We start from the raw sequence: 20,964 nt of genomic DNA on the forward strand, positions 1-20,964 counted from the left end.
GGACTGGCTTTAAGGTAATAAACGGCAGGCGACAGAGGTAGCAGAGGAATCTCAAATTATCATCACTTTTCGCAGCGCCTGCGCCAGCTGTACACGGGTAAAAGGTTTACGCAGTAATGCCACGTCCGGCAGCTGTGGGTTATGCGCTGGCCGTAAATCCTGGCCGCTGATCAACAATACCGGTAACTGAGGGAAGTGGCTGCGCACATGGTTAATCACCTCGGCACCGCTCAGGTTGCCGGGCAGCATCAGGTCACTGATAAATATGCCGATATCCGGCGACGCCTCCAGCATCCTCAGTGCCTGTTCACCGTTGTCCGTTTCAAGCGTCAGATAGCCCAGGTGATGCAGCTGCTCGCACAGGGTCTGACGAACATCGGCTTCATCCTCCAGCACCAGAACCAGCCGTTCGCTTTCACCGGATGTCGTGGCATCGGGTATTTCATCGTCAGAAACGGCAGGCAGTGTCGAGCGCGGAAGCTGGAGGCGCACGGTCGTCCCCTGCCCCGGTGCGCTTTCAATTTCGACACGACCGCCGGACTGACGCACAAAACCGTAGACCATCGACAAGCCTAATCCACTGCCGCTGCCGGTCTGCTTGGTCGTAAAGAACGGCTCAAAGACCTGTGATTTCACCTCCTGCGACATCCCGCTGCCGCGGTCAATGACCTCCAGTGCCACCATGTCCTGTCTGCGCCCGTCGCTACGGGTCACACGCTGATTCCAGGTACGGATCTTAATCACCCCGCTTTGCCCTTCCATCGCGTCGCGGGCGTTCATCACCAGGTTAATAATGGCGTTCTCCAGCTGGCTCACATCTATCCACGCGGGCCACGCCGGGGATTGTGCCTCAATCTCCAGCGTGAGAGTGGCAGGCAACGAGTGGCACATCAGTTCGCTGAGATTTTCCAGTAGCGGTTTCATCTCCACCGCATGTGGGGTCAGGGATTGTTTGCGGGAAAAGGCCAGCAGACGCTGGGTCAGCAGTGCGCCACGTTCCGCCGCCTTAAGCGCGCGGGTAATGCGTGGGGCGTCATGTGAGGTGGGATCGGTCAGCTCCAGGCTGCCGATAATCACCGCCAGCAGGTTGTTAAAGTCATGTGCCAGTCCTCCCGTCAGTTGCCCGACGGCCTTCATCTTCTGGCTATGCAGGAGTGCTTCTTCCAGCCCCTGACGCTCGATGCGGTCAATCTCCATCTGTGAGGTTTTTTCTTTCAGCAACCGCGTGGTGTGCTCAAGCGAGGCAGTATTGCGGGCAAAAACGTTAAACGCGCGCGCCAGTTCCCCCAGCTCGTCACGCCGCTGCAGCGCAGGCACCGAAACATCCTGCTCTCCGTGGGCAAGACGCGACATCGCCCGGGAAATAGCGGTCAGGTTGGAGCCCAGGTTGCGGTAAATATACCAGCAGGCGCACCCGGTAATGATCAGTGCCAGTACGGCAAACACGCTGATAAACACGCTAATGGAGCGCAACTCCTGATGACTCTGGGCGGTACGCAGCGTGGAGGCCTGTGCCACCTGCTCCACGTACTGATTGATATCGCTGTTTAATATCGCCACCAGCGCCTTGATGTGAAACATATACCAGCTGATCGACAGATCGCTCTCTTCCAGTTGCTTTGACAACGGAGCCAGTTTACGTAATTCGTCGTTAAAATCAGGCAGCACCAGGTTCACCACCGGCAGGCTCGCGCTGCGGGGCAACGTCGCCGTCACGGTATCCAGTTGCTGTACCGTGGCGCGTGGGGCAGGGGTTTCAATGGCGGCGATGAGTAGCCTGTCCATTTCCGCGAGCTGTTGCGCATCCGGTACGTTGCTGCCGTAACGACGGTTAATATCCTGCAAATGGCGCAGATAACTCTGGCTCTGATAAAGCGCGCTGAGCAGCGCGTTACGCTCCAGATGACGGCGCTGCCCGCGCTCCAGCATACCTGTCACACTTTGCTGTAATTCATTACTACGTTGAATGATTCGCGCCACCAGTACCGGCTCCTGCTGCGCCAGTGGTGCATCGGCGAGCTGTTCCAGCGAGTGGCGCAGTGCCGTTTGTGTTTGTTTCAGCCTGTCGGCTTCACTTTTGTATTCCAGCGCCCCCACCACCTGCGAGAGCCGCACCGCCGCGGTCGCCACGTTGGCGGTGTCACGCGCGAGGTTCATGCTGCCGGTCATGTCATTCAGCGTTTGCTGCTGCACCTGCTCCTGGATCTGGCTGGCATGACGAAAGCCGAGCACTGCCACACCGCTGACCATCAGCGTCACTGCCACCACCAGCAGATTAAAAATCAGCAGGCGGCCACGGGCGCTGGCGAAGAACGGGGGTCGGCGTGATGACATGGGTTTGGGCTCCTGTGCGGTTTGGTGCCCTCACCCTAGCCCTCTCCCACAGGGAGAGGGAAAAGAGAAATGTGACGGCGATTAACTATTCATAACTATGACAAATATGAACGGCTTCTGACATTTTGCATTTACTCACCTGTGATGAAGTGCAGATATCGACATTCACAGGAGATCCGCCATGAGCAGAACCCCGGTACTCGAGATGCGCAATATTGCCAAGACGTTTGGCAATTTCCACGCGCTCAAGGGTGTGGATTTGACGGTCTTTCCCGGTGAGATCCACGCGCTGATGGGGGAAAACGGCGCGGGGAAAAGCACGCTGATGAAAATCCTCGCGGGGGCATACACCGCCACCCGCGGCGAGATCCTGATCGACGGTCAGCCGTTTCACATTAAAGGGCCAAAAGATGCCCTGGCCGCAGGCATTACCCTGATTTATCAGGAGATGCAGCTTGCACCCAACCTGACCGTTGCTGAAAACATCTTCCTCGGTAGCGAACTGTCGCGCGGTGGAATGGTGCAGCGTAAAGAGATGGCGACTCAGGCCCAGGCGGTGATTGACCGTCTTGGCGCACACTTCAAAGCCACCGACCTGGTGATGAAACTGACTATCGCCGAGCAACAGCAGGTGGAAATTGCCCGCGCACTGCACCGCAACAGCCGCATTCTGGTGATGGATGAACCGACCGCCGCCCTCTCTTCGCGTGAAACCCATCGCCTGTTTGAACTGATTTTGCGCCTGCGTGATGAAGGAATGGCGATCATTTATATCAGCCACCGTATGGCAGAAGTGTACGAACTCTCTGACCGCGTCAGCGTCCTGCGCGACGGGCAATATGTTGGCAGCCTGACGCGCGACAAGCTGAATGCGTCTGAGCTGGTGAAGATGATGGTTGGCCGTCCGTTAAGCGACCTGTTCAACAAAGAGCGCGATATCCCGCTCGGTAGCCCGCGTCTCAACGTCCATCACCTCACCGACGGCAAAAAAGTGCAGCCCTGCAGTCTGCAGGTGCGTTCCGGCGAAATTGTTGGCCTCGCGGGGCTGGTCGGTGCCGGACGTTCCGAACTGGCGCAGCTGATTTTCGGCGCACGTAAGGCCACCGGGGGAATGATTGAAGTGGACGGTGAACCGGTGGTGATCCACTCCCCACGCGCAGCAATCGAAAACGGCATCGGTTTTCTGACTGAGAACCGCAAAGAACAGGGGCTGTTCCTGGAGCTGGCGGCACAGGAGAACATCACGATGGCAACGCTGGAACGTGATGCCACCTTTGGCATGCTTAACCGTAAAAAAGCACAGTCCATTTCTGATGAGGCCATCGCCCTGCTCAACATCCGCGTCCCCCATTCACAGGTGCGCGCGGGCGGGTTATCCGGCGGCAACCAGCAAAAATTACTCATCTCCCGCTGGGTGGCGATTGGCCCGCGCATCCTGATTCTGGACGAACCGACGCGCGGCGTGGACGTCGGCGCAAAAAGCGAGATCTACCGCATCATGAATCAGATGGCGCATAAAGGGGTGGCGATTTTAATGATCTCCAGCGAGCTGCCAGAAGTGGTGGGCATGAGCGACCGGGTCTACGTGATGCAGGAAGGTAGCATCGCGGGTGAACTGCACGGGCGCGACATCTCCCAGGAAAACATTATGACGCTGGCAACCGGCGTGAACGACTCTCATCATCAGGCGGTGTAATTATGACAAACCCAACCCATCCGCAGCAGGTAGCGAAATCGACCTCCGCCAAAAAAGTGCTGATGAGCGATCTGATGCAAACGGTCGGTATTTTGCCAATTCTTATCCTGATCGTGGCGGTATTTGGCTTTATTGCCCCCAACTTTTTTACCGAGAGCAACCTGCTCAACATCACCCGTCAGGCGTCGATCAACATCGTGCTGGCGGCAGGGATGACCTTCATCATTCTGACCGGTGGGATTGACCTCTCCGTCGGCTCGATTCTGGGTACCACGGCGGTGGCGGCAATGGTCGTATCGCTGATACCCGAATTCGCCATGCTCTCCATTCCGGCGGCGCTGATGCTCGGCCTGGTGCTGGGGCTGTTCAACGGCGCGCTGGTGGCCTTTGCCGGACTGCCGCCGTTTATCGTCACGCTCGGTACCTATACCGCCCTGCGCGGTGCGGCGTACCTGCTGGCAGACGGCACAACGGTGATTAACTCGAACATCAACTTCGAGTGGATAGGCAATAACTATCTCGGCCCGGTTCCGTGGCTGGTGGTCATTGCTCTGGCGGTCATTGCGCTGTGCTGGTTCATCCTGCGCCGCACCACGCTGGGTGTGCACATCTACGCGGTGGGCGGCAACATGCAGGCGGCACGCTTAACAGGTATCAAGGTCTGGCTGGTACTGCTGTTCGTGTACGGCATGAGCGGCCTGCTCTCGGGCTTAGGCGGGGTGATGAGCGCGTCACGACTCTACAGTGCCAACGGCAACCTGGGCATGGGCTACGAACTGGATGCCATTGCGGCGGTGATCCTCGGCGGTACCAGCTTTGTCGGCGGGATCGGCACGATCACCGGCACGCTGGTAGGCGCATTGATCATCGCTACCCTTAACAACGGCATGACGCTGATGGGCGTCTCTTACTTCTGGCAACTGGTGATCAAAGGGGCGGTGATCATCATTGCGGTGCTGATCGACAAATACCGTACCCGACACCATCAAAGTGCATAACAACAACATCTTACTTCGAGGAATACAGCATGAGATTGAAGCCATTAGTGACCGCGCTCTGTGCTGGCGCGCTGCTTGCCGCAACGCCATTTGCGCAGGCGAAAGATCTGAAGTCCATCGGCGTCACGGTGGGTGACCTTGCCAACCCGTTCTTCGTGCAGATCACCAAAGGTGCCGAGCTGGAAGCGCGCAAACTGGCGGGCGATAACGTCAAAGTGACGCTGGTTTCCAGTGGTTACGATCTGGGCCAGCAGGTGGCGCAGATCGACAACTTTATTGCCGCCAAAGTGGACATGATCATTCTCAATGCCGCAGATTCAAAAGGGATCGGCCCGGCAGTTAAGCGCGCAAAAGACGCCGGGATCGTGGTGGTGGCGGTTGACGTGGCAGCAGAAGGGGCAGACGCCACCATCACCTCCGATAACACCCAGGCAGGGGAAATGGCCTGTAAATACATTACCGACCGCCTGAACGGTAAAGGCAACGTCGTGATCATCAACGGACCACCGGTGTCTGCGGTGCAAAACCGCGTAGAAGGCTGTCAGACAGAATTCAAAAAGCATCCTGGTATCAAAGTGCTTTCTGACAATCAGAACGCCAAAGGCAGCCGTGAAGGTGGTCTGGAGGTGATGACTTCACTGCTGGCGGCCAATCCGAAGATCGACGGCGTGTTCGCGATTAACGATCCCACGGCGATCGGGGCCGATCTGGCGGCCAAACAGGCACAGCGTAGCGAATTCTTTATCGTCGGTGTGGATGGTTCACCGGATGGTGAAGAGGCGCTGAAGCGGGAAAATTCCCTGTTTGTGGCGACTCCGGCACAAGATCCGCAGGTAATGGCGGCAAAAGCGGTAGAGATCGGCTATGACATTCTACAGGGCAAACCTGCCCCGAAAGCGCCAGTGCTGATCCCGGTGACGATGATCGATAAAAAGAACGTCGGCTCTTATAAGGGATGGACGGTGAAGTAATCCTTTTCCCTCTCCCTCCGGGAGAGGGCGTTTACGAGGAGTCCCCATGAAACGCTCCGATATCAACGAAATCCTCGGCCATACACGGCAATTTTTTTCCATGCACGACGTGCACCTCCCGTCGTTTGCCAGCTTCCCACCAACGAAATGGCAGCAGCTCGACCAAAGTGCCTGGCGGGAAGTGTTCGACCTCAAACTCGGCTGGGACGTAACCGCCTTTGGTGGCAACAACTTTGTCGCGCAGGGGTTAACGTTGTTTACCCTGCGAAACGGTTCTCCCAACGGCATACCTTATGAAAAATGCTATGCCGAAAAAATCATGCACGTACGCGATGGTCAGGTGACACCCATGCATTTTCACTGGCGTAAGCGGGAAGACATCATCAACCGTGGCGGCGGGAATCTGATTATTGAGTTATGGAATGCCGGGGTGCATGAAGAGACCGAAAACACCGACGTCACGGTCGTGATCGACGGCTGCCGTCAGACCCATACGCCCGGTAGCCAGCTGCGCCTCACACCAGGGGAAAGTATCTGCCTGACGCCCGGCCTGTACCACAGTTTCTGGGGCGAACGCGGCTTTGGTGACGTCCTGGTGGGAGAAGTGTCGTCAGTAAATGACGACGATCACGACAACCACTTTTTACAGGCCATTGACCGCTATAACACTATTGAAGAAGACGAACCGGCGGTGCTGGTGTTGTGCAACGAGTACAACCTGTTTCGGATATAAGGAGTGAATGATGCCATTGATTTCTCTTGCCGACGGGCTTGAGCACGCCAGAGAACATCGCTACGCGCTGGGGGCGTTTAACGTTCTTGACTCTCATTTTCTGCGCGCGCTGTTTGCCGCGGCGAAGCAGGAACGCTCGCCTTTTATCATCAACATTGCAGAGGTGCATTTTAAGTACGTCTCCCTGGATTCACTGGTCGAAACCATCAAATTTGAAGCCGCCCGACACGATATTCCCGTGGTCCTTAATCTCGACCACGGGCTGCATTTTGAGGCCGTGGTGCGCGCACTGCGTTTAGGGTTTAGCTCTGTGATGTTCGATGGCTCTGCATTAAGCTACGAGGAAAATATTCGTCAGACGCGCGAAGTGGTGAAGATGTGCCATGCGGTTGGCGTGTCGGTGGAAGCGGAGCTGGGTGCCGTGGGTGGCGATGAAGGCGGTGCGCTCTATGGTCATGCCGATGAAGCGTTTTTCACTGACCCTCAGCTGGCGCGAGAGTTTGTCGATTTGACCGGCATCGATGCACTGGCGGTCGCCATCGGCAATGCGCACGGTAAATACAAAGGCGAGCCGAAACTCGATTTCCCACGCCTGGATGCCATTCGCCAGCAGACCGGCCTGCCGCTGGTGCTGCACGGCGGCTCCGGCATTAGCGATGAGGATTTCCACCGCGCCATTGAGCTGGGTATTCATAAAATCAATTTCTATACCGGTATGTCACAGGCCGCGCTGTCTGCCGTTGAGCAACGCATGGCAAAACGTCAGCCGTTGTATGATGAGTTTGCCGAGCTGTTGCTGGGTATTGAGGAGGCGATTGCCGATACGGTGGCCGGGCAGATGCGCATCTTCGGCAGCGCGGGGCAGGCATAATGGAACGTAAAGGGATTATCGCCGCAGGTAATATGCTGGTGGATCATGTCCACCAGATCGTGCAGTGGCCGGAGCGCGGCTGGCTGGCGGAGATTACCCACAGCGAACGCTCAACCGGCGGTGCGCCGTTGAATGTCCTGCTGACGCTGGCAAAAATGCATGTCGGCCTGCCATTACAGGCGGTAGGATTGATTGGCGTTGATGGCGACGGGGATTACATTCTGGCGATGCTTGACCAGTATCACGTTAACCGCCAGCGCGTGCAGCGTACCGACTTCGCGCCAACCTCCATGTCGCAGGTGATGACCGACCCCAGCGGACAGCGTACCTTTTTCCACTCGCCAGGAGCCAACCGTCTGCTGGATCTTCCCGCATTTGACCACCTTGACGGCTCAATGAAAATCTTCCACCTGGGGTATTTGCTGCTGCTCGACAGTCTGGATATGCCGGATGCCGAATTCGGCACTCGCAGTGCGCGACTGCTGGCGCAGATGCGTGACCAGGGATATGAAACCTCGCTCGATTTGGTCTCCCGCAAGGGTGATCCGCGCTATCAACCGCTGGTATTCCCTGCCCTGCGCCATCTCGATTATCTGGTGATTAACGAGCTTGAAGCCGGAGAGTTCAGCGGGCTGGAGATGCGCGATAGCAACGATATGCCGCACATTGCCCATATTGCTGAAGCCGCCTCGCAGCTTCTGGCTGCGGGTGTACGCCAGCGCGTGGTGATCCACTGTCCGGAAGGGGCATGGGGCGAAGCGCCGGGTGAAGCCGGACGCTGGATACCGTCCTGGATGCTGGAGCAGGAGGAAATTATCGGCAGCGTCGGAGCGGGCGATGCGTTTTGCGCAGGCTTTTTATACGGCTGCCATGGATCCCTGCCGCTGGCAGACAGTATTTATCTGGCACATGCCTGCGCACGAGCAAGCCTGCTGGCCGCCAATGCAATTGACGGCGCGAAAACACTGGCAGAACTGCAGGCGTATATCAAAGAGAATACTTAAGCGGCTTTCTCGCTGTGAGAGACATCAGTAGCAAAGACGTAGCCCAGCCCACGGATGGTTTTAATGAAGGCGGGTTGATGCGGGTTGGCCTCAATTTTCCGGCGCAGACGCATAATTAACACATCGATGGTGCGGTCGAAGACCTCGGCACTTTCACTGTGGGTCAATTCAAGCAACTGCTCGCGGCTGAGCACACGACGGGCGTTTTGGGTCAGTGCCAGAAGCAGGCCATACTCGCCCTGGGTTAATGAGACGGTGTTACGCTGCGGATCGCTGAGCTCACAGCGGGTGGTATCCAGCGTCCAGCCGTTGAAGGCAATCCCCGCCACGCGCGGTGTCGCGGTTTCTGCCGCCAGCGCCCCGGTGCGACGCAGCACAGCCTTAACGCGGGCAACAACCACGCGCGGGTTGAACGGTTTACCGATGTAATCGTCGGCCCCCATCTCCAGCCCCACGACCACGTCCGATTCACTGCCCAGACCTGTCAGCATCACCACCGGTAGTTCCGGGCGTTGCTTTTGCAACTGTAGCAAGACCTGCAGACCGTTGATGTCCGGCAGCATCATGTCCAGTAACACGAGGGCAATCCCTGGCTCCTGTTGCACCAGACTCAGTGCGTCCCGGCCATTATGGCAGACAAGCACGGTAAAGACGTGCTCGCTGAGCACATCCTGCAGCAGTTCGCAGACTGCCGTATCGTCATCAACCACCAGAATCGCCGGTTTCATCGCATGCTTCCGTCAGGGAACTATATTAAGTCTGAACCATTCTGCCGCTCGCTCCAGCCAAATTGTTTTTTACGTGATGGAATTTCAACCCAGGTCACATCCACTGCCCTTTCGACACGTCAATTTTGACGATTGCCTGTTTTTCGTCAGCGTTTTGACCCGAAATTGGCCGTAAAGTCTGATGATACCCACACTAAAAACATGGCATAGAAGCTGCATAATGGGTGCGAAAGAGTTTATTAACTGGAGCAGACTGATGAAAAAAGTCGTCACGGTTTGCCCTTATTGTGCCTCAGGTTGCAAGATCCACCTGGTGGTCGATAACGGCAAAATCGTCCGGGCGGAGGCCGCACAGGGGAAAACCAATCAGGGCACGCTGTGCCTGAAAGGTTACTACGGCTGGGATTTTATTAACGATACCCAAATCCTCACCCCGCGCCTGAAAACCCCTATGATCCGCCGCGAGCGCGGTGGCAAGCTGGAAGCCGTCTCCTGGAGTGAGGCGCTGGACTACGTCGCCGCGCGCCTGAGCGCCATCAAAGCCAAGTATGGCCCGGATGCGATTCAAACCACCGGCTCCTCACGCGGTACGGGTAATGAAACCAACTATGTAATGCAAAAATTCGCGCGCGCCGTTATTGGTACCAATAACGTCGACTGCTGCGCTCGCGTCTGACACGGCCCATCGGTTGCAGGTCTGCACCAGTCGGTCGGTAACGGCGCAATGAGCAATGCAATCAACGAGATAGATAACACCGATCTCGTGTTTGTTTTCGGTTATAACCCGGCGGATTCTCACCCTATCGTCGCGAATCACGTTATTCGCGCCAAACAAAATGGGGCGAAAATCATCGTCTGCGATCCGCGTAAAATTGAAACTGCGCGCATTGCGGATATGCACATCGCATTGAAAAACGGTTCGAATATCGCGCTGTTGAATGCAATGGGGCACGTCATTATTGAGGAAAACCTGTACGACCAGGCGTTCGTCGCCACCCGTACGGAAGGGTTTGAAGAGTATCGGAAAATTGTTGAAGGCTACACGCCAGAATCGGTTGAAGCGATTACTGGCGTCAGCGCCCAGGAGATCCGCCAGGCAGCACGGATGTACGCGGGGGCGAAAACCGCCGCTATTCTGTGGGGCATGGGCGTTACCCAGTTCTATCAGGGTGTGGAAACCGTGCGTTCACTGACCAGCCTCGCCATGCTGACCGGTAATCTTGGTAAGGCACATGTCGGTGTTAACCCGGTTCGCGGTCAGAACAACGTGCAAGGTGCGTGTGATATGGGTGCGCTGCCGGATACCTATCCGGGCTATCAGTACGTCAAGTTCCCGGAGAACCGCGAGAAATTTGCGAAGGCCTGGGGCGTGGAGAGCCTGCCGGAACATACCGGATATCGCATCAGCGAGCTGCCGCACCGTGCGGCACATGGCGAGGTGCGTGCTGCCTACATTATGGGTGAAGATCCGCTGCAAACCGATGCCGAGCTGTCCGCAGTGCGCAAAGGGTTTGAGGATCTGGAGCTGGTGATTGTGCAGGATATCTTTATGACCAAAACGGCGGCAGCGGCGGATGTGATTTTACCGTCGACGTCCTGGGGTGAGCATGAAGGTGTCTATACGGCAGCAGACCGTGGCTTCCAGCGCTTCTTTAAAGCGGTCGAGCCGAAGTGGGATCTGAAAACGGACTGGCAGATCATCAGCGAAATCGCTACCCGCATGGGTTACCCGATGCACTACAACAACACCCAGGAGATCTGGGACGAGTTGCGTCATCTGTGCCCGGACTTCTACGGGGCCACCTATGACAAAATGGGTGAACTGGGGTACATCCAGTGGCCGTGCCGGGATGAGTCAGAAGCCGACCAGGGCACGTCGTATCTCTTCAAGGAGACGTTCGACACCCCGAACGGGCTGGCGCAGTTCTTCACCTGCGACTGGGTCGCCCCCATCGATAAGCTCACCGACGAGTATCCGATGGTGCTCTCCACCGTACGTGAAGTAGGTCACTATTCCTGTCGTTCGATGACCGGCAACTGTGCCGCGCTGGCAGCGCTGGCGGATGAACCGGGCTACGCGCAGATCAACACCGCCGACGCGGAACGCCTCGGCATTGAAGATGAAGCGCTGGTGTGGGTGAACTCGCGTAAAGGTCGGATCATTACCCGTGCGCAGGTCAGCGATCGTCCAAACAAAGGGGCGGTCTATATGACCTACCAGTGGTGGATTGGTGCCTGTAACGAACTGGTGACGGAGAACTTAAGCCCGATAACCAAAACGCCGGAGTATAAATACTGTGCCGTACGCATAGAGCCGATTGTCGATCAACATGCTGCCGAACAGTATGTGATTGATGAATATAACAAGCTGAAAGCCCGACTGCGTGAAAGCGCAATGGGCTGAAGCCGTTAATTAATCGGTGAATAAATGGGGTGGCATATTCACCCCATTTTTATATCTGAATTAAATATAAATACTGTATATTTTTATTCCGGAAGGCATCTCGCAGAAATAATGTAATTTACGCAGAAAAGAATTACATCTTTGCATTTTAATTCAGAGAGATAAGATATGCGGCGGGTGCTTAAGACTTTCTGTCTTGAGCATTGTTGAGGGACAGAAAGTGGAAAGCCCCGGGAAATTTGCATTTACCCGAGGCTACCCCTCAACTCCCAACAAGTTGAGAGTAGCCTCTTATTCTTTTTTTGACAAGGAGTAAAAGGCATGACGCCATTAAAAACTGCGTTAGGTATCGTCTTTATTATTTGCCTGACGATAGTGATCTTTACCTTTATTAATCGCGGTAAGTTATGCGAACTCACAATAAAGGGTGAACATCAGGAGGTGGCGGCGAAATTAGCCTGCAATGCAGGCTAACCTCATCGGGCGGAACGACAGTTCCGCCCGGCTTGTAGGAGGCTGAGGTCTTAATGCACCCATTTTTTTCTTCCGCGACCGCGATTATACTGCGCGACATGTACTCAGATGATAAGTGTCCATGAAACATATTTTGGTGTTGTTGTTACTTTTTACGTCGCTTGCCCGTGCTGATGAGATCGGCAGCCAGTACAAGGAACAGGCCGAAGCGGGCGATGCCCGCGCCCAGTATTACCTGGCCGATACATACTTTAGCTCTGGAGACAGTAAACAGGCGTCACTGTGGGCGGAGAAAGCGGCAAAAGGGGGTGATGTCGATGCAATGGCATTACTGTCACAAATCCAGTTCACGCAGGGCGATTACCTGCATGCCAAAGCGCTGGCGCAACAGGCAACGATTGCGGGCAGCAAACGTGGTGCGATTATGTTGGCACGCGTGCTGGTAAACACTCAGGCGGGCAAAACTGACTATCCTCAGGCCATTAAACTGCTGCAAACCGCGACTGAAGATATTGATAACGACTCTGCGGTAGATGCGCAAATGCTGCTGGGGCTTATCTATGCCAACGGTGTTGAAGTCGCTCAGGACGACGTAAAGGCAGCCTCCTGGTTCCAGCGCAGTTCTTCCCTGTCACGTACGGGTTATGCGGAATACTGGGCGGGGATGCTGTTCCAGCAGGGTGAGAAAGGCTTTATTACGCCGAATAAACAGAAAGCGTTGTACTGGCTGAACCTGAGTTGTACCGAAGGGTTTGATACAGGGTGTGAGGAATTCGACACCCTGAGCGGTCAGTAAAAAAAGCCCGGTGGCGCTACCGGGCTTTTTTACATTACTGGTCAGCCGTCTTATCGAAACGCCCCAGCACGTCACGTTCATACGCCAGTGCTTTTTTGCGGTCGAATTTGTGTTCCCACTTGGCAATCACCAGCACCGCCAGCGCGTTACCCACCACGTTCAGCGCCGTACGCGCCATGTCGAGGATACGGTCGACACCGGCGATAAACGCCAGCCCTTCCAGCGGAATACCGACGCTGCCCAGCGTCGCCAGCAGCACCACGAAGGAGACCCCCGGCACACCTGCAATACCTTTTGAGGTCACCATCAGGGTCAGTACCAGCACGATTTCCTGCCACAGTGACAGATCAATGCCGTACAGCTGGGCAATAAAGATGGCCGCAATACTCTGGTACAGCGTCGAACCATCGAGGTTAAAGGAGTAGCCGGTCGGCACCACGAAGCTGGTGATCGACGCGGGCGCACCGTAGGCCTCCATTTTCTCGATGATACGCGGCAGCACGCTTTCCGAACTGGCCGTGGAGTACGCCAGAATCAGTTCATCTTTCAGGATGCGGATCAGGATCCAGATGCTCAGCCCGCACAGGCGCGCCACAATCCCCAGCACCACCAGCGCAAAGAACAGGATGGCGAAGTGTACCAGGATAACCAGCTTCGCCAGCGGCCACAGGGAGGCGAAGCCGAAGTTCGCCACGGTCACCGCGATCAGTGCGAACACCCCTACCGGCGCGTAACGCATTACCATGTGGGTGACTTTGAACATGGTTTCAGAGATAGAACGGAATACAGTTACCAGCGGCTCACGGTGGCTCGCGGGCAGCGATGACAGTCCCAGACCAAATAGCACGGAGAAGAAGATAATCGGCAGCATCTCACCCTTCGCCATTGATGCCACGATGTTAGTCGGCACCAGCGACAGAATGGTGCCCATCAGGCCATGCGCGTGGCTCTGCACATCTGCGGTTGTGCTTTGGTATTTTGAGATATCCACCGTCGCCAGCTGCGACATATCAATCCCGGAACCTGGCTGGAACACGTTTGCCATCGTGATGCCCAGGATGATGGCAATTGTCGTGATCACTTCGAAATAGAGGATCGTTTTCGCGCCGATACGGCCTAGCTGCTTCGCATCACCAACGCCGGCAATACCTACCACCAGCGTAGAGATAACAATCGGCACTACAATCATCTTAATCAGATGAATAAAAATATCGCCTGCCGGAGAGAGCAGGTTCGCAATCAGCCACTCGCGGCTGTCGCTATGATAATGAAGATAACTGCCCAACAAGATACCCAGCACAAGGGCTAGCAAGATTTGCCAGGCCAGGCTGACTTTCAAATTTTTCATAGAAACTGACTTCCTCAATGAAATCTCCACGTCACTAAACTGCATGAATATGGAGACATACTGAAAGGGTATGAATTGTGTTGCGTTGGTTTATGGGGTTTTTTAACGCGGCGTATGAGTATCATCTGCACGGCATGCTGTGCAAGCCTTAAAGAACAAGGCGGTTCACTACCAAAAGAGTCTGTGACATTAATTTATAATAATTCTTATAAATAACCTTTTGTTATAAAAACGCTTTTTTCAACACAAATGTGAATAATCAGTAGGCTGAATTATTTCCCTTCAAAGTTTCATTCGCTCATTTTTCAGCCTGTTCAGACAATGCGTGATCTGTAGCCCAAATAATAAACAAAGCTTGTAAAGCCCCTACAATTAACGTTTTAGAGACATATTATTAACATCTTACAAGGAGAAAAAAAGCCATGAGCCAAATACACAAACATGATATTCCCGCAAATATTGCGGAACGTTGCCTGATCAACCCGGAGCAGTACCACGAGAAGTATCAGCAATCTATCTCCAGCCCTGACCTCTTCTGGGGTGAGCAGGGCCACATCCTCGACTGGATCAAACCTTATCAGAAGGTGAAAAACACCTCCTTTGCGCCAGGTAACGTCTCCATTAAATGGTACGAAGACGGCACGCTAAACCTGGCGGCGAACTGTCTGGATCGCCATCTTGCCGAGCGTGGCAACGAAACAGCCATCATCTGGGAGGGCGACGATGCCTCCCAAAGCAAGCACATCACCTATAAAGAACTGCACCGTGACGTGTGTCGCTTCGCCAACGTGCTGCTGGAACACGGCATTAAAAAAGGCGACGTGGTGGCTATCTATATGCCAATGGTGCCGGAAGCCGCGGTTGCCATGCTGGCCTGCGCGCGCATCGGTGCGATCCACTCCGTTATCTTCGGCGGCTTCTCACCAGAAGCGGTTGCTGGTCGCATCGTCGATTCAAACTCAAAACTGGTGATCACGTCAGATGAAGGCGTGCGTGCCGGGCGCAATATCCCACTGAAGAAAAACGTCGATGAAGCGCTGAAAAACCCAAATGTGAAGAGCGTCAGCAATGTTATCGTGCTCAAACGTACCGGCGGCAAGATCGACTGGAACGAGGGTCGTGACCTGTGGTGGAGCGACCTGATTGAGAAAGCGAGCGACCAGCACCAGCCAGAAGAGATGAACGCGGAAGATCCGCTGTTTATTCTGTATACCTCCGGCTCGACCGGCAAACCAAAAGGCGTGTTGCATACCACCGGAGGCTATCTGGTCTATGCGGCAACCACTTTCAAATATGTCTTCGACTACCACCCGGGCGACATCTACTGGTGTACCGCCGATGTGGGCTGGGTCACCGGTCACAGCTACCTGCTGTATGGTCCGCTGGCCTGTGGCGCAACCACGCTGATGTTTGAGGGCGTACCTAACTGGCCAACCCCGGCACGTATGTGCCAGGTGGTAGACAAACATAAGGTCAATATTCTCTACACCGCGCCAACGGCTATCCGCGCGCTGATGGCCGAAGGTGATAAAGCCATCGAAGGTACTGACCGCTCGTCCCTGCGCATCCTCGGCTCCGTTGGTGAACCAATCAACCCGGAAGCCTGGGAGTGGTACTGGAAAAAAATCGGTAAAGAGAAATGCCCGGTAATGGACACCTGGTGGCAGACTGAAACCGGTGGCTTCATGATTACCCCTATCCCGGGCGCGACGCCATTAAAAGCGGGTTCTGCCACCCATCCATTCTTCGGTGTACAGCCTGCGCTGGTGGATAACGAAGGAACCCCACTGGAGGGAGCCACCGAAGGCAACCTGGTGATCACCGATTCCTGGCCAGGCCAGGCACGCACCCTGTTTGGTGACCACGAGCGCTTTGAGCAAACCTACTTCTCGACCTTTAAAAATATGTACTTCAGCGGCGACGGCGCGCGTCGTGATGAAGAGGGTTATTACTGGATCACCGGACGCGTGGACGATGTGCTGAACGTCTCCGGCCACCGTCTGGGGACGGCGGAGATTGAATCCGCTCTGGTGTCGCATCCGAAGATTGCTGAAGCTGCAGTGGTCGGCATTCCGCACAACATTAAGGGCCAGGCAATTTACGCTTACGTCACCCTGAACCACGGTGAAGAGCCGTCGCCAGAGCTGTATGCCGAGGTGCGTAACTGGGTACGTAAAGAGATAGGCCCGCTTGCCACGCCAGATGTGCTGCACTGGACGGACTCGCTGCCAAAAACCCGCTCCGGCAAAATTATGCGCCGTATCCTGCGCAAAATTGCGGCAGGGGACACCAGTAACCTCGGTGATACCTCAACGCTTGCCGATCCGGGCGTGGTGGAAAAACTGCTCGAAGAGAAGCAGGCCATCGCAATGCCATCGTAACGCTGTTTTCTCCCTCTCCCTGTGGGAGAGGGCCGGGGTGAGGGCATCAGACCGCATCTTACCCCCTCACCCTAACCCTCTCCCTCAAGGGAGAGGGAATAACTACAAACACCTACCCTACAAAACTCTGGAGACTCTGTGATGAATAACGATATTTGTCAGCAGATAGAGAATAGTGCGCACTACAGGGAGCTCGTCGATAAACGGCAACGGTTTGCCTTCTTTCTTTCCATCATCATGCTGATTATCTACGTCGGCTTTATTTTGCTGATTGCCTTTGCCCCACACTGGCTTGGTACGCCGCTGCATGCAGGTACCAGCGTCACGCGCGGTATTCCCATTGGTATTGGCATCATTGTGGTGTCGTTTGTGCTGACCGGCGTCTACGTCTGGCGCGCGAACGGTGAATTTGATCGTCTTAATAAAGCGGTACTGCGTGAGGTAAAAGCATCATGAAGAGAGTTCTGACGGCGCTTGCCGCCACACTTCCCTTTGCCGTCAACGCAGCGGATGCCATTACCGGTGAGGTACAACGCCAGCCAACCAACTGGCAGGCGATCGTGATGTTCCTGATTTTCGTGTTGCTGACGCTGTACATCACTTACTGGGCGTCAAAACGCGTGCGCTCACGTAGCGATTACTACACCGCAGGCGGCAACATTACTGGTTTTCAGAACGGCCTGGCGATCGCCGGGGACTTTATGTCGGCGGCCTCTTTCCTGGGGATTTCCGCGCTGGTGTATACCTCCGGGTACGACGGCCTTATTTACTCCCTTGGCTTCCTCGTCGGCTGGCCAATTATTCTGTTCCTGATTGCCGAACGCTTACGCAACCTGGGACGTTTTACCTTTGCTGACGTGGCCTCGTATCGTCTGAAACAGGGGCCAATTCGCACCCTCTCCGCCTGCGGATCGCTGGTGGTTGTGGCGCTGTATTTGATTGCGCAGATGGTTGGTGCGGGCAAGTTAATCGAGCTGCTGTTTGGCCTGAACTACCACGTTGCGGTCGTGCTGGTCGGCGTGCTGATGGTGATGTATGTCCTGTTCGGCGGCATGCTCGCCACCACCTGGGTACAAATTATCAAAGCCGTACTGCTGCTGTTCGGCGCAAGTTTTATGGCCTTTATGGTGATGAAACACGTCGGCTTTAGCTTCAATAACCTGTTTGCCGAAGCGATGGCGGTTCACCCGAAGGGGGACGCGATCATGAGCCCAGGCGGGCTGGTGAAAGACCCGATCTCTGCGCTCTCGCTCGGTCTGGGCCTGATGTTTGGTACCGCCGGGTTACCGCATATCCTGATGCGTTTCTTCACCGTGAGCGATGCGCGTGAGGCACGTAAAAGCGTCTTCTATGCCACCGGTTTTATGGGCTACTTCTACATTCTGACCTTTATCATTGGTTTTGGGGCCATCATGCTGGTCGGCGCGAATCCGGTGTTTAAAGATGCCGCAGGCGCGCTGATTGGCGGGAATAACATGGCGGCGGTGCATCTGGCCGACGCGGTGGGCGGCAACCTGTTCCTCGGCTTTATCTCGGCCGTGGCCTTCGCCACCATTCTCGCGGTAGTTGCCGGTCTGACGCTGGCCGGGGCATCTGCGGTATCGCATGACCTGTATGCCAACGTGTTCCGCAAAGGGGCAACCGAACGCCAGGAGCTGAAAGTCTCGAAAATCACCGTGCTGGTGCTGGGCGTGGTGGCAATCCTGCTGGGGATCCTGTTCGAGAAACAGAACATCGCCTTTATGGTGGGGCTGGCCTTCTCGATTGCAGCGAGCTGTAACTTCCCCATCATTCTGCTCTCTATGTACTGGTCAAAACTGACCACCCGTGGGGCAATGATTGGCGGCTGGCTGGGGTTGCTGACAGCAGTGATCCTGATGGTTCTCGGCCCGACAATCTGGGTGCAGATCCTCGGCCATGAAAAAGCCCTCTTCCCATATGAATACCCGGCGCTGTTCTCCATTGCCGTGGCGTTCATCGGTATCTGGGTTTTCTCCGCGACCGATAACTCACCGGAGGGTAACCTGGAACGTGAGAAATTCCGCGCCCAGTTTATCCGTTCACAAACCGGCCTGGGCGTCGAACAAGGCCGCGCGCACTAACCCGCACGTCCTCCCCGGTCATCTGGCCGGGGAATTCAGAACATCATCCATGCCACCAGCGGCGCAACCAACACCATCATCACGCCCGAAAGCATCATCACCAGGCTTGCGACCACGCCCTCCTGCTGACCCAGCTCATAAGATCGCGCCGTTCCAGCGCCGTGCGACGCCGCACCAAATCCCGCCCCTTTCGCCATGCCTTCACGGATGGAGAGCCGCAGGAACAGCATGTCGCCAACCGCCATTCCGAATACCCCGGTCACAACGACAAATAACGCCACCAGATCCGGCTGACCGCCTAGCGGTTTGGCAGCGGCCAGCGCAAACGGCGTAGTGACCGAACGCACGGCCAGGCTACGCTGGATCTCATCGGACAGGGTAAACAGCCGCGCCAGCCAGACGGAGCTGCACACCGCCACCACCGTAGCGGTAATCACACCTGCGCTCAGTGACATCCAGTGGCGTTTAATAATCGCAAGGTTATCGTACACCGGCACAGCAAAAGCGATGGTCGCCGGGCCGAGCAGCCACAGCAGCCAGTGGGATTCACCAATGTAGTTCTGCCAGGAGATATGTCCAAACACCAGCATCAACACCAGCAGGATCGGTGTGAAAACCAGCGGCATCAGTGGCAGCGCGTGAAAACGACGATACAACCGCTTGTTGGCAAAATAGATCGCCAGCGTGGCAATCAGGCATAGCACGCTTATCTGAAAGTTAGTCATGCTTCTGCCTGCTGATTTCAAACCGATATACTTTATCCACCACCCAGGCGGTAGATCCCAGCACCATCAGCGTACTCAGCGCGATGACCGCAAAGATGCGCCAGCCATCCACCATCAGCAGTTGAGCATAATTCACCACCGCCACCACCGCAGGGACAAAGAACAACAGCATTTCAGCCAGCAGCCAGCGCGCACCGGCTCGTACCCAGTTCAGTGGAATAACACGACAGAGGATCAGCGTCAGCATCAGCATCATCCCCACCAGGTTGGCAGGCAGCGGCAGATGCAGCCAGCTGACAAGATATTCGGCAAAAACAAACAAACCCGCATAAAGCAGTACCTGAACCGGTACCTGAAGTCGTTGTACAACGGCAGGCGTAACACGGCTTAACGCCACGGCCATGAGTAAATTCCTCAAAAATGAGATAGAGCGTCAGTATAGTGAGCGCACGTAATGGACTGAAATGAATTAAAATCATCAAAGGTATAGTTTCGAGGAATAATCATGGACATAAGAACGCTGCGCTATTTTGTCGAAGTGGTTCGTCAGCAAAGTTTTACCCGCGCAGCAGAAAAGCTATTTGTTACCCAGCCGACTATCAGCAAGATGCTGAAAAACCTCGAAGATGAACTGAACTGTACCCTGCTTATTCGCGACGGGCGCAAGCTGTTGCTGACCGATACCGGGCGCGTGGTATTCGAGCGCGGGCTGGCGATCCTGGCGGAGTTCCGCCAGCTCGAAGCCGAGCTTGACGATATTAACCACCTGACAAAAGGGTTGCTGCGTCTGGGTATTCCGCCGATGGTGGGCATGATGATGGCCGGGCCGATTAGCCTGTTTCGCCAGCGCTACCCCGGCGTCGAACTGAAGATTTCCGAGTTTGGTGGCTTAACCGTCCAGCAGGCCGTCACCAACGGCGAGCTGGACGTGGCGATGACCGCACTGCCCGTCGAAGAAGAGAGTGGTCTGGCAACGCTGTCGCTGTTCAGCCACCCGCTGTGTGTACTGGTACCGCGGTCCGGCGACTGGATGAAGATCGACTCGGTGAAGCCGGAGGTGCTCGGCGAGCATCCTCTGCTGATCTACAACGAAGATTTTGCCCTCAGCCGTCAGTTAATGGCGTTGTTTAGTCAACACAACGTGAAGCCACGCATTGCGGTGCGTAGCGGCCAGTGGGATTTTCTGGCCGCGATGGTGCAGGCAGGCGTGGGGATTGCCATCCTGCCACAACCCATTTGTGAGCGGCTGGATAAAAATACGCTGCGCTGGATCCCACTGGAGAGCGATTTGCACTGGCAGCTCGGGATGATTTGGCGTGAAGGAGTGTATCTGTCGCACAGCGCGCAGGCGTGGCTGAAGTGCTGTGAGGGGTTTTGGGTCCAGTCTGAATAGTGCCCC

At 55.5% G+C, this 20,964-nt stretch carries 18 protein-coding genes; 13 read left to right on the plus strand and 5 right to left on the minus strand.

Features of this window, described 5'->3' with window-relative positions; all coding sequences use genetic code 11:
- Window positions 1-51 precede the first annotated feature (51 nt).
- Window positions 52-2,334, minus strand: a complete 2,283-nt coding sequence (locus ACHHZ6_RS18265; protein ID WP_395122835.1) for an ATP-binding protein — start codon at window positions 2,332-2,334, stop codon at window positions 52-54.
- Window positions 2,335-2,515: 181 nt separating this feature from the next.
- Here ACHHZ6_RS18265 and ACHHZ6_RS18270 point away from each other — a divergent pair, with 181 nt between their 5' ends.
- Genes ACHHZ6_RS18270 through ACHHZ6_RS18295 form a run of 6 tightly spaced genes read left to right on the plus strand, consistent with a single transcriptional unit; the run spans window position 2,516 to window position 8,607 of the window.
- The gene (locus ACHHZ6_RS18270) at window positions 2,516-4,030 is read left to right on the plus strand and encodes a sugar ABC transporter ATP-binding protein (protein ID WP_196390707.1); all 1,515 of its coding nucleotides are present in this window, start codon (window positions 2,516-2,518) and stop codon (window positions 4,028-4,030) included.
- A 2-nt stretch (window positions 4,031-4,032) separates the two neighbouring features.
- On the plus strand, window positions 4,033-5,028 hold the full coding sequence (locus ACHHZ6_RS18275) for a ribose ABC transporter permease (RefSeq protein WP_182273430.1): 996 nt from the start codon (window positions 4,033-4,035) through the stop codon (window positions 5,026-5,028).
- Window positions 5,029-5,057: 29 nt separating this feature from the next.
- Window positions 5,058-5,999, plus strand: a complete 942-nt coding sequence (locus ACHHZ6_RS18280; protein WP_182273429.1) for an ABC transporter substrate-binding protein — start codon at window positions 5,058-5,060, stop codon at window positions 5,997-5,999.
- Window positions 6,000-6,045: 46 nt separating this feature from the next.
- A complete protein-coding gene (locus tag ACHHZ6_RS18285) occupies window positions 6,046-6,732 on the plus strand; it encodes a D-lyxose/D-mannose family sugar isomerase (RefSeq protein ID WP_182273428.1) in 687 nt (228 codons plus the stop codon).
- A 10-nt stretch (window positions 6,733-6,742) separates the two neighbouring features.
- Window positions 6,743-7,603, plus strand: a complete 861-nt coding sequence (locus tag ACHHZ6_RS18290) for a ketose 1,6-bisphosphate aldolase (RefSeq protein WP_182274608.1) — start codon at window positions 6,743-6,745, stop codon at window positions 7,601-7,603.
- The gene (locus tag ACHHZ6_RS18295) at window positions 7,603-8,607 is read left to right on the plus strand and encodes a carbohydrate kinase family protein (protein ID WP_182273427.1); all 1,005 of its coding nucleotides are present in this window, start codon (window positions 7,603-7,605) and stop codon (window positions 8,605-8,607) included. Before ACHHZ6_RS18290 ends, ACHHZ6_RS18295 begins: the two co-directional genes overlap by 1 nt.
- Here ACHHZ6_RS18295 and ACHHZ6_RS18300 read toward each other — a convergent pair.
- Window positions 8,604-9,335, minus strand: a complete 732-nt coding sequence (locus tag ACHHZ6_RS18300; RefSeq protein WP_182273426.1) for a response regulator — start codon at window positions 9,333-9,335, stop codon at window positions 8,604-8,606. The genes ACHHZ6_RS18295 and ACHHZ6_RS18300 overlap by 4 nt on opposite strands.
- 256 nt (window positions 9,336-9,591) lie before the next feature.
- On the opposite strand from ACHHZ6_RS18300, the gene fdhF reads away from it, so the two are divergent.
- From fdhF to ACHHZ6_RS18315, 3 genes are all read left to right on the plus strand, one after another.
- The gene (fdhF, locus tag ACHHZ6_RS18305) at window positions 9,592-11,739 is read left to right on the plus strand and encodes a formate dehydrogenase subunit alpha (RefSeq protein ID WP_395122836.1); all 2,148 of its coding nucleotides are present in this window, start codon (window positions 9,592-9,594) and stop codon (window positions 11,737-11,739) included.
- A 321-nt stretch (window positions 11,740-12,060) separates the two neighbouring features.
- A complete protein-coding gene (locus ACHHZ6_RS18310; protein WP_182919267.1) occupies window positions 12,061-12,213 on the plus strand; it encodes a Hok/Gef family protein in 153 nt (50 codons plus the stop codon).
- Between the two features lie 121 nt (window positions 12,214-12,334).
- A complete protein-coding gene (locus ACHHZ6_RS18315; protein WP_182273423.1) occupies window positions 12,335-13,009 on the plus strand; it encodes a tetratricopeptide repeat protein in 675 nt (224 codons plus the stop codon).
- A 34-nt stretch (window positions 13,010-13,043) separates the two neighbouring features.
- Here the strand turns inward: ACHHZ6_RS18315 and gltP are convergent, their stop codons facing one another.
- Complete coding sequence (gene gltP / locus ACHHZ6_RS18320; protein ID WP_182273422.1) at window positions 13,044-14,357, minus strand: glutamate/aspartate:proton symporter GltP; 1,314 nt, start codon at window positions 14,355-14,357, stop codon at window positions 13,044-13,046.
- 422 nt (window positions 14,358-14,779) lie between these two features.
- Between gltP and acs the strand changes: the two genes are divergently transcribed.
- From acs to actP, 3 genes are all read left to right on the plus strand, one after another.
- A complete protein-coding gene (acs, locus tag ACHHZ6_RS18325; protein ID WP_395122837.1) occupies window positions 14,780-16,738 on the plus strand; it encodes an acetate--CoA ligase in 1,959 nt (652 codons plus the stop codon).
- A gap of 141 nt (window positions 16,739-16,879) precedes the next feature.
- Window positions 16,880-17,194, plus strand: a complete 315-nt coding sequence (locus ACHHZ6_RS18330) for a DUF485 domain-containing protein (protein WP_182273420.1) — start codon at window positions 16,880-16,882, stop codon at window positions 17,192-17,194.
- Window positions 17,191-18,840 (plus strand): cation/acetate symporter ActP, encoded by a 1,650-nt coding sequence (gene actP / locus ACHHZ6_RS18335; RefSeq protein ID WP_182919263.1) that lies wholly within the window; start codon window positions 17,191-17,193, stop codon window positions 18,838-18,840. Before ACHHZ6_RS18330 ends, actP begins: the two co-directional genes overlap by 4 nt.
- Window positions 18,841-18,875: 35 nt before the next feature.
- Here actP and ACHHZ6_RS18340 read toward each other — a convergent pair whose 3' ends face one another.
- Complete coding sequence (locus ACHHZ6_RS18340) at window positions 18,876-19,565, minus strand: LrgB family protein (protein WP_182273418.1); 690 nt, start codon at window positions 19,563-19,565, stop codon at window positions 18,876-18,878.
- On the minus strand, window positions 19,558-19,968 hold the full coding sequence (locus ACHHZ6_RS18345) for a CidA/LrgA family protein (protein ID WP_196390704.1): 411 nt from the start codon (window positions 19,966-19,968) through the stop codon (window positions 19,558-19,560). Before ACHHZ6_RS18345 ends, ACHHZ6_RS18340 begins: the two co-directional genes overlap by 8 nt.
- A 102-nt stretch (window positions 19,969-20,070) precedes the next feature.
- Between ACHHZ6_RS18345 and ACHHZ6_RS18350 the strand changes: the two genes are divergently transcribed.
- On the plus strand, window positions 20,071-20,958 hold the full coding sequence (locus tag ACHHZ6_RS18350) for a LysR family transcriptional regulator (RefSeq protein WP_182273416.1): 888 nt from the start codon (window positions 20,071-20,073) through the stop codon (window positions 20,956-20,958).
- Window positions 20,959-20,964 lie beyond the last annotated feature (6 nt).

The organism is Enterobacter cloacae complex sp. 2024EL-00214, assembly GCF_043945575.1.
In the GTDB taxonomy this organism is placed as follows: Bacteria; Pseudomonadota; Gammaproteobacteria; order Enterobacterales; family Enterobacteriaceae; genus Enterobacter; species Enterobacter cloacae_P.